5 protein-coding genes and 1 pseudogene are annotated in these 6,020 nt (G+C 66.5%); 5 read left to right on the forward strand and 1 reads right to left on the reverse strand.

Features of this window, described 5'->3' with window-relative positions; all coding sequences use genetic code 11:
• Nucleotides 1-1,542: a methionine--tRNA ligase gene (gene metG, locus AC2VOG_RS07900; RefSeq protein ID WP_486939361.1), complete on the reverse strand. Its 1,542-nt coding sequence runs from the start codon at nt 1,540-1,542 to the stop codon at nt 1-3.
• A gap of 18 nt (nt 1,543-1,560) precedes the next feature.
• Between metG and AC2VOG_RS07905 the strand changes: the two genes are divergently transcribed.
• The 5 genes and pseudogenes from AC2VOG_RS07905 to AC2VOG_RS07925 form a co-directional block, all read left to right on the forward strand.
• The gene (locus AC2VOG_RS07905) at nt 1,561-2,406 is read left to right on the forward strand and encodes a TatD family hydrolase (protein ID WP_486939362.1); all 846 of its coding nucleotides are present in this window, start codon (nt 1,561-1,563) and stop codon (nt 2,404-2,406) included.
• Nucleotides 2,407-2,544: 138 nt separating this feature from the next.
• Nucleotides 2,545-3,672, forward strand: a complete 1,128-nt coding sequence (locus tag AC2VOG_RS07910; RefSeq protein ID WP_486939363.1) for a resuscitation-promoting factor — start codon at nt 2,545-2,547, stop codon at nt 3,670-3,672.
• Nucleotides 3,636-4,580, forward strand: a complete 945-nt coding sequence (rsmA, locus tag AC2VOG_RS07915; RefSeq protein ID WP_486939364.1) for a 16S rRNA (adenine(1518)-N(6)/adenine(1519)-N(6))-dimethyltransferase RsmA — start codon at nt 3,636-3,638, stop codon at nt 4,578-4,580. The genes AC2VOG_RS07910 and rsmA overlap by 37 nt, the downstream gene beginning before the upstream one ends.
• Before the next feature lie 23 nt (nt 4,581-4,603).
• Nucleotides 4,604-5,557: a 4-(cytidine 5'-diphospho)-2-C-methyl-D-erythritol kinase gene (locus AC2VOG_RS07920; RefSeq protein WP_486939365.1), complete on the forward strand. Its 954-nt coding sequence runs from the start codon at nt 4,604-4,606 to the stop codon at nt 5,555-5,557.
• A 296-nt stretch (nt 5,558-5,853) separates the two neighbouring features.
• Nucleotides 5,854-6,020, forward strand: a pseudogene (locus AC2VOG_RS07925) (long-chain fatty acid--CoA ligase); the annotation flags it as partial.

The following is a 6,020-nucleotide window of genomic DNA, read 5'->3' on the forward strand; positions in this document are numbered from 1 at the left end:
CTAGTCGACCTGATAGCGCGGAAAGACACCGGAAGGCGCCGGCAACCTGGTGCCCGGCTCCAGCCGTGCACCGATGGCGGCAAAGCTGCGTTGCTCCGGCGATTGGCCGAGCAGGCCGAGTAGCTTGCCGGCCGACTCCGGCATCACCGGCTGAATCAACAGCGCCGCAATCCGGACCGCCTCGCAGGTCGTGTAGAGCACGGTCGAGAAGCGCGCCTGGTCGGCCTCGGCGTCGCTCTTGCGCAACACCCATGGCTCCTGCGCCGAGAAATACCGGTTCGCTGCGCCGAGCATCAGCCAGATCGCCTCCAGTGCGAGATGCATTGCCTGGCTGTCGAAGTCTGCGCGGACCCGCTCGAGCAGACCGTCGGCGTGGGCGAGCAACTCGCTGTCCTCGGCGCTGAAGTCACCGGGCGCCGGAACCGCGCCGCCGAGATTCTTGGCCACCATCGACAGCGACCGCTGGGCCAGGTTGCCCAGTTCGTTGGCCAGATCGGCGTTGATCCGGGCGACAATCGCCTCTTCGCTGTAGCTGCCGTCCTGGCCGAAAGGCACTTCGCGCAGCAGGAAATAACGCACCTGGTCTACGCCGAACGTGTCGATCAGGGTGTTCGGGTCGACGATGTTGCCGACCGACTTGCTCATCTTCTCGCCCTTGTTGAGCAGGAAGCCGTGTGCGAAAACCCTTCGTGGCAAATCGATTCCGGCCGACATCAAGAACGCCGGCCAGTATACGGTGTGGAACCGGATGATGTCCTTGCCGATCATGTGCAGATCAGCCGGCCAATAGCGTTGGAAAAGTTCGGATTCGGTGTCCGGATAGCCGACGCCGGTCAGGTAGTTGGTCAGCGCGTCGACCCAGACGTACATCACGTGGTCGGGATGCTCGGGCACCTTCACACCCCAGTCGAACGAGGTCCGCGAGATGGACAGGTCGCGCAAGCCGCCGGAGACGAAGCTGACCACCTCGTTGCGCCGCACCTCGGGCGCGATGAAGTCCGGGTGGGAGTCGTAGTGCGCCAACAGCTTCTCGGTGTACGCGGACAGCCGGAAAAAGTAGGTCTGCTCCTCGGTCCAGGTGACCGGGGTGCCGGTCTCGACCGCGATCCGGGTGCCGTCGACTTCCACGGTCTCCGACTCGACGAAGAAGCGCTCGTCGCGCACCGAGTACCAGCCCGTGTAGGAGTCCAGGTAGATGTCTCCGGCAGCCTCCATCCGCCGCCAGATGTCCTTGGACGCCTCGTGGTGATCGGCGTCGGTGGTCCGGATGAACCGGTCGAAGGAGATGTTGAGCCGCTTCTGCAGACGCTGGAACACGTCGGAGTTGCGCCGGGCCAACTCGGCGGTCGGAATGCCTTCGGCGGCCGCGGTCTCCACCATCTTGAGGCCGTGCTCGTCGGTGCCGGTCAAGAACCGGACGTCGAAGCCGTCGAGTCGCTTGAACCGGGCGATCGCGTCGGTGGCGATGTACTCGTAAGCGTGCCCGATGTGCGGATCGCCATTGGGGTACGTGATCGCGGTGGTGACGTAGTACGGCTTCATCAGCCATCACCTTATGGTGTGCGCGTGAGTTCCAAACGTGAGCCGCCGCCCGCTCCGCCGCGGCTGAGCCCGTTGATCGACGCGCACACGCACCTGGACGCGTGCGGGGCGGCGGACGCCGACCAGGTGCGCGCGCTCGTCGATCGCGCGGCGGCGGTCGGTGTGACGGCAGTGGTGACCATCGCCGACGACCTGGCGTCGGCTCGCTGGGCGGCCCAGGCTGCCGACTGGGATGCCCGGGTTTATGCCGCCGTGGCATTGCATCCCACCCGCGCCGACACGCTGACCGAGGACGCCCGTGCCGAGATCGAGCGCCTGGCCGCGCACCCGCGGGTGGTGGCGATCGGGGAGACGGGCATGGACCTGTATTGGCCGGGCAAGCTGGACGGCTGTGCCGATCCGGCCGTGCAGCGGGAAGCCTTCGCCTGGCACATCGACCTGGCCAAGCGGACCGGGAAACCACTGATGATCCACAACCGCGAAGCCGATGCCGAGGTGCTCGACGTGCTGCGCTCCGAGGGCGCCCCGGAGACAGTGATCTTCCACTGCTTCTCGTCTGGGCCGGAGTTGGCGTGCGCGTGCGCTGACGCCGGCTGGCTGGTCAGTCTGTCTGGGACGGTGAGCTTCAAGAACGCCCGCGAATTGCGCGAAGCCGTACCGCTGGTCCCGACGGCGCAACTGCTGGTAGAGACCGACGCGCCGTTCCTCACTCCCCACCCCTACCGCGGTGCACCCAACGAGCCGTATTGCCTGCCCTACACGGTGCGCGCGCTCGCCGACCTGCTCGCCCGGCCCGCGGAAGAGTTGGCCGAGCTCACCACTGCAAATGCGCGGCGGGCCTACCGGTTGCCCCATGAGGATTAAAACTCCGTTAATGTGGCCGGGGCCGAGTTGCCCTCGCCGGGGCTATTCGTTACCTTCTTGTTATCGAACGGTGGGGGCCCTCGTGGCCCCCATTTATGTGTTGCTCACGTGATTTTTGAGGTCGGGGATACGCGCACGTTGAATGTAATTACGAAACTCCATCAGTCTTCCTCGTCGGCTCTGCGTTTTCTTGTCGCAGGCCTTTTGCTGGTGTTGGCCTTCGCCGGAGCATTCGCGGTTGCCGACTGCAAGACCGTGACGCTGAGCGTCGACGGCAACGCCATGACCGTCACGACCATGAAGTCGCGCGTGATCGACATCATCTCCGAAAACGGTTTCGAGGTCAGCGACCGCGACGACCTGTACCCCGCGGCTGGGGCGAAGGTCCACAACGCCGCAAACATCGTGCTCAGGCGCAGCCGACCGCTGGAGATTTCGCTGGACGGCCACAACATCAAGCAGGTGTGGACGACGGCGTCCACGGTCGATGAGGCGCTGGCTCAGCTGGCGATGACCGACACCGCGCCCGCAGCGGCCTCGCGCGGCAGCCGCGTCCCGCTGGCCGGCATGGCGTTGCCGGTGGTCAGCGCCAAGACTGTCGAACTCGACGACGCCGGCCAGGTACGCAACGTCCATCTGGCCGCGGCCCGGGTCGGCGATCTGCTGGCCGGCCTCGGTGTTCCGCTGTTGCAGAGCGACCACGTCACCCCGAACGCATCCGCGCCGGTCATCGACGGCATGCACATCCAGGTGATCCGCAACCGGATAGAGAAGATCACCGAACGGGTTCCGCTGGACCCGCCGCGTCGGCGCATCGAAGACCCACAGATGAACATGAGCAAAGAGATCGTCGAGGACAAGGGCTCCGCGGGCGTTCAGGACATGACGTACGCGGTGTCCAAGGTCAACGGCGTCGAGACCGGCCGCCTGCCGGTGGCCAGCCACGTCATCACCCCGGCCCGCGAGGCCGTCGTGCGGGTCGGCACCAAGCCGGGCACCGAGGTGCCCGACGTCGGCAACGGCATGATCTGGGACGCCATTTCGCGCTGCGAGGCCGGCGGCAACTGGGCGATCAACACCGGTAACGGTTATTACGGGGGTGTGCAGTTCGACCAGGGCACCTGGGCGCGCAACGGCGGCTTGAGGTTTGCCCCGCGCGCCGATCTGGCGACCCGTGAAGAGCAGATTGCCGTGGCCGAAGTGACTCGCGCCCGTCAGGGCTGGGGAGCGTGGCCGGTCTGCAGCGGGCGAGCGGGTGCCCGCTGACCGTCCAGTTACTTGGGCGAACCGAAATCCGTCGGCTGGCCAAAGAACTCGAACTCCGGCCGCGTAAATCGCTGGGGCAGAATTTCGTCCACGACGCCAACACCGTGCGTCGCATCGTCACTGCGTCCGGCGTCACCCGCGACGACCACGTGTTGGAAATCGGGCCCGGGCTCGGATCGCTCACCCTCGCGCTGCTGGACCGCGGTTGCACAGTGAGCGCCGTCGAAATCGACCCGGTGCTGGCGGAGCGACTACCCCAGACGGTGTCTGAACATTCGCACAGCGAGAGTCAGCGGCTGACGCTGATCAACCGCGACGTGCTGACCACCGGCCCCGACGATCTTGCGGGCGAGCCGACAGCGGTGGTGGCGAACCTGCCGTACAACGTCGCGGTTCCGGCCATCTTGCACCTGCTGGCCGAATTCCCGACGCTGCGAACGGTCATGGTGATGGTGCAGGCCGAGGTCGCCGAGCGGCTCGCTGCCGAACCGGGCGGCAAGGAGTACGGCGTGCCCAGCGTCAAGGTCCGCTTCCACGGGCAGGTCCGTCGGCACGGCACCGTTTCGCCGACCGTCTTCTGGCCGATCCCGCGGGTTTACTCCGGTCTGGTGCGCATCGATCGTCACAACCAACCGCCCTGGCCGACCGACGCCGCGTTCCGCCAAAACGTGTTCAAGCTCGTCGACATCGCATTTGCTCAGCGGCGCAAGACATCTCGCAACGCCTTTGTCGAGTGGGCCGGTTCGGGCAATGAATCGGCGAGTCGCCTGCTGGCGGCCAGCATCGATCCTGCACGCCGCGGTGAGACGCTGACGGTCGAGGAGTTCGTCCGGCTCTATCGACGTTCAGGGGAGATCGGCGGCGCGGGCCCTCGAGATCAAGCTCAGCGACACGCGTCAGCGGGTTGAGCGGCGGACGATAGTCTCGTTCGGTGCCGACGGATCCGAGCACCGTAGCTCAGTGGCTTCCCACTGGCTCGGTGACAGTTCGCGCACCCGGAAAAGTCAACCTCTACCTGGCCGTCGGCAACCTTCAGGAGAGCGGGTATCACGAGCTGACGACGGTGTTCCACGCCGTCTCGCTGGTCGACGAGGTCACCGTCCGCGACGCTGACGTGCTCTCGCTGGAGATTGTCGGCGAAGGCGCCGGCCAGCTTCCCCTCGACGATCGCAACCTGGCCTGGCAGGCGGCCGAACTGATGGCCGAGCATGTCGGCCGCGCGCCCGATGTGTCGATCGTGATCGATAAGAGCATTCCGGTGGCCGGTGGAATGGCCGGCGGCAGTGCGGACGCCGCCGGGGTGCTGGTCGCGCTCAACGCGCTGTGGGAGCTCGGCGTGCCCCGTCGCGACCTGCACACCCTGGCCGCGAAACTGGGCAGCGATGTGCCGTTCGCCTTGCACGGCGGTACCGCGCTGGGCACTGGTCGCGGCGAGGAACTTGCAACAGTGCTGACCCGCAACAGTTTTCACTGGGTGTTGGCCTTCGCCAACGGCGGGTTGTCCACCCCGAAGGTGTTCCGCGAGCTGGATCGGCTGCGTGAGGTCGGTAAGCCGCCGCGCCTCGACGAGGCCGGCCCGGTGCTGGCTGCCTTGGCGGCCGGCGACCCGGAGCAGTTGGCGCCGCTGCTGGGCAATGAACTGCAACCGGCCGCCCTGAGCCTGAGTTCGCCGCTGCGGCGGGTGCTGCGGGCCGGTGTCGAGGCCGGCGCGCTGGCCGGCCTGGTGTCGGGATCGGGGCCGACGTGCGCATTTTTGTGCGGGTCGGAGTCCTCGGCCGTCGATGTGGGCACCGAACTCTCCGGCGCCGGTGTCTGCCGGACTGTGCGGGTCGCCAGCGGTCCCGTGCACGGTGCCCGCGTGGTTCCGGTGCCGACCCCCGGGTGACGCCGGGCGCTGGCGGAGCGCCGAATTCGTCACACAGTTTGGCAGTTCTTTAAGAGGAGTTTAAGATATCGGGCGGTGATGATTTCTGGTCGAGCAACGAGCCTTTCTTCTTCGCCCGCCGTCTCCCTCGGCGGGCGTGTCAAGTCTGGCGTTGCGACGCTGCCGGCGGTAATGGGGTCGCCACCGATTCGAGATGAAATCGCTGCCCAATTGTGGGCGCGCGGCTATCCCAATGTGTGCTTGAGCAGGAGCAACATTAAGGGCTGGACGATGGCGCCGGAACCGAGGAGGCAATCGTGAGCAGGTTTACCGACAACATGTTCCGCAACGCTCACCGGAGCACTCGGGGCATGGTCACCGGCGAGCCGTATGAGCCGGTCCGGCACACCTGGCTCGAGGTGCACGAACGGGCGCGCCGTATCGCCGGCGGACTGGCCGCGGCCGGTATCGGACACGGTGACGC

It is taken from the genome of Mycobacterium sp. TH-M11 (genome assembly GCF_057473725.1).

Bases quoted from the DNA above. Each gene is read 5' to 3' on its own strand.
- metG (WP_486939361.1), bottom strand. From the start codon at position 1,542: ATGAAGCCGTACTACGTCACCACCGCGATCACGTACCCCAATGGCGAT.